The following is a 2,814-nucleotide window of genomic DNA, read 5'->3' as shown; positions in this document are numbered from 1 at the left end:
GGGTTCTGCAGATAATGCTTTCTGTTCCATAACAGGTGTCCACTAGTTGAAAAGGTGGGCACCTACGTTACCAATACAGGCTTAATGGCTACATACGGCTGTCAGTTTACGCTTACATATATCTCGCTCAAGGCGAGCTTCATTTAACGCCTTACGCAGTTGCATAACTTCAGATTCCAGCTCAGCCACTGTGCGGGAGCCTGGTGTATTGAGCCCTTTTCTTGCAGTGGTAACCCATTGTCCTAAAGTGCCTTCAGGAACAGATAATCGGGAAGCGCCTTCACTGATCGAAAGCTGATTTTCAGGAACCGTTTTGACGGCTTCGGCTTTAAACTCCGTAGAGTAACGTTGGGTTTTTCTGCTCATTATTGGCTCCTTCTGATGCCATTCTATTTCAGGAAGGAGTGTCCGTTAAACTCAGGCTACCTCAACTCTCGTCTGGGGAATATCTCCCCGGCAGCCTTCAGGATAAAATATTATCAGATGACTGCTTAGAAAAAGAACAAATGGTGGTGTCCGCTATTGCCAGTACACCTCAAGCTTCTTACCATATTTGAAATAAAGCTCAATAGGGCAAATTTTTTGTTCTTCAGTAAACATGTTTCATCTTCTGAGAGTCCAGGAAATCGTCCGCATCCCCATTACCGTCTTATATCACTGGCGCTGACATGTGCTCATTGATGAAGTGAATCTGAATGACATGTTTTGCCATATCAACGCCAACCGGTGTATATTTCATTTGTGGAGTCTCCAGTCTGAGGACGCTTTATGCATCCCGTATTGGGCAGTATGATGCCGGAAAGCTGCGAGGCTCCACACCTGCCAGTTTCACCCTTTTAACCATCATACTACTCCGTGTTTAATTGTGTGGGATGCGTTCATTACATTTTAACAGTGTCACCCCGTCGGCCACGAAAGATAAACAGGTGACCAGAAAAGGGATCTTCATCCAGCACATGCTATATCTTGAACGTAACAACCTGACCCTCCGCACCCGCATCAAGCGGCTGGCACGTAAAACAATCTGCTTCTCGCGTTCCGTGGAAATCCACGAAAAGTCATCGGCTCCTTCATTGAAAAACACATATTCTACTGATTGGAAGCGCCACCCGAAAAAGTATCGTTTTTTTACAGTAAACTTCATTTAGCCGACTATAATGTAAAAAAATAAATTTTTTACCAAAATATAACATAAGGAAGTAATATGCTTACACAAACTATATTCCCTTGTCTTCCCAAAAAACAAGAAAATATCATCCCTGAAGTATCAAATACTATATTAGTATCTTCTACTGTTACTACAGATGGATGTACTGTTTTTAATAAACAAAAACAGCCATATACGAATTGCAAATACCTGCTACCAACCGAACGAAAAAGTTGAAATTAACAGCTACAGAAATACAATGGTTGACAAAGATAAATGAAGCCAGAATTGATGAAAAACAAAGCCAACGGTATTCTGATTTCTGAAGTTAATTTCAGACTCGGTTAAGCTCCATTTTCAAAAAAAAATATATCAGGGTTTGTTACTAATAACTTCTGAAAACAGAAAAAAAATAGAGCAGTAATTCTATTTCAGAGAGGAGTAACTCCATCTATCCTCGATACGTACTGAACGTTATCGTGATATATTCATCATGCTTTCTTCACCATTATTCGAGTACAGGGAGAGACGCAATGACCTTAAATACCTTTTTATGGCTGAATTACCATTCTCAGGAATAACAGCAGACTCCTTCCCATAGACGGCTTAGGGGGAAAGCAATACCCGGAGAAAGGGTACAAAGCAAACTGTTTTAAAATTAATAAGCTATATTCTATTTCACTAGAATTCTTATCGTTGATAAGAAATTTTAGTTATAATGATTAAATCAACCAATATACAGGCAATCGGTTCTGGTATTATGCATCAAATAAACAATATATACTCGTCAACTCCATTTCCTTTACCTATGGAACTGACTCCATCTTGTAATGAATTTTATTTAAAAGCCTGGAGTGAATGGGAAAAGAACGGTACCCCAGGCGAGCAACGCAATATCGCCTTCAATAGGCTAAAAATATGTTTGCAAAATCAAGAGGCAGAATTAAATTTATCTGAGTTAGATTTAAAAACATTACCAGATTTACCGCCTCAGATAACAACACTAGAAATAAGAAAAAACCTATTAACACATCTCCCTGATTTACCACCAATGCTTAAGGTAATACATGCTCAATTTAATCAACTGGAAAGCTTACCTGCCTTACCCGAGACGTTAGAAGAGCTTAATGCGGGTGATAACAAGATAAAAGAATTACCATTTCTTCCTGAAAATCTAACTCATTTACGGGTTCATAATAACCGATTGCATATTCTGCCACTATTGCCACCGGAACTAAAATTACTGGTAGTTTCTGGAAACAGATTAGACAGCATTCCCCCCTTTCCAGATAAGCTTGAAGGGCTGGCTCTGGCTAATAATTTTATAGAACAACTACCGGAATTACCTTTTAGTATGAACAGGGCTGTGCTAATGAATAATAATCTGACAACACTTCCGGAAAGTGTCCTGAGATTAGCTCAGAATGCCTTCGTAAATGTTGCAGGTAATCCACTGTCTGGCCATACCATGCGTACACTACAACAAATAACCACCGAACCAGATTATTCTGGTCCTCGAATATTTTTCTCTATGGGAAATTCTGCCACAATTTCCGCTCCAGAACACTCCCTGGCTGATGCCGTGACAGCATGGTTCCCGGAAAACAAACAATCTGATGTATCACAGATATGGCATGCTTTTGAACATGAAGAGCATGCCAACACCT

General features: G+C 39.9%; 1 protein-coding gene and 3 pseudogenes. 3 read left to right on the top strand and 1 reads right to left on the bottom strand.

Annotation, left to right across the window (positions count from 1 at the left end):
- Window positions 1-87: 87 nt before the first annotated feature.
- A pseudogene (locus BGK49_RS11690) lies at window positions 88-366 on the bottom strand (transposase); the annotation flags it as partial.
- Window positions 367-914: 548 nt separating this feature from the next.
- On the opposite strand from BGK49_RS11690, the pseudogene BGK49_RS30615 reads away from it, so the two are divergent.
- The 3 genes and pseudogenes from BGK49_RS30615 to BGK49_RS11685 all read left to right on the top strand — a co-directional run.
- Window positions 915-1,096: pseudogene (locus tag BGK49_RS30615) on the top strand (IS1 family transposase); the annotation flags it as partial.
- A 108-nt stretch (window positions 1,097-1,204) separates the two neighbouring features.
- Window positions 1,205-1,473: pseudogene (locus BGK49_RS26685) on the top strand (hypothetical protein).
- Between the two features lie 392 nt (window positions 1,474-1,865).
- Window positions 1,866-2,814: leucine-rich repeat domain-containing protein (locus BGK49_RS11685; protein WP_277914765.1), on the top strand; the 949-nt coding region annotated here is incomplete at its 3' end.

Origin of the sequence: Shigella sp. FC1544 (assembly GCF_001722145.1) — a bacterium.
GTDB lineage: Bacteria > Pseudomonadota > Gammaproteobacteria > Enterobacterales > Enterobacteriaceae > Escherichia > Escherichia coli.
The sequence above is the reverse complement of the archived record's forward strand: the minus strand, read 5'-3'. Positions and strand labels throughout refer to the sequence as shown.